Origin of the sequence: Paenibacillus sp. GbtcB18 (assembly GCF_019091125.1) — a bacterium.
GTDB classification, from domain to species: Bacteria; Bacillota; Bacilli; order Paenibacillales; family NBRC-103111; genus Paenibacillus_F; species Paenibacillus_F chitinolyticus.
In genome coordinates this window covers 1-236 of sequence record NZ_JAGXJX010000865.1, presented here as the reverse complement: position 1 = coordinate 236, position 236 = coordinate 1, and the positions used below count along the sequence as shown (strand labels likewise).

Annotated in this window: 1 protein-coding gene; it reads right to left on the bottom strand. The window is 46.6% G+C overall.

The annotated features are described in order from the left end of the window. A partial coding sequence (locus tag KVT34_RS31155) for a hypothetical protein (RefSeq protein ID WP_217563387.1) occupies window positions 1–236 on the bottom strand: 236 nt, incomplete at both ends.

The window sequence follows — 236 nt, the reverse complement described above, 5'->3', positions numbered from 1 at the left end:
ATAGATGGTAGCTTCACCATCTGAACTTGCAAGTGTGCTACCGTGATAAAGTGTTTTCTGTTCTAACCAGTCTGGGTTTCCGCATCTCTCCCAAACGGTGCCATGTACCCCGGTGATGCCTTCCCATAGTAATACACCTACTTTGCCGGAAGCATCTCGTCCGGAAATAATTTTGCCTACCGCATATTGGTTAGGCTGATAGGTCCTAAATGTGTCAGAAGCTTTTGCAGGCAAAG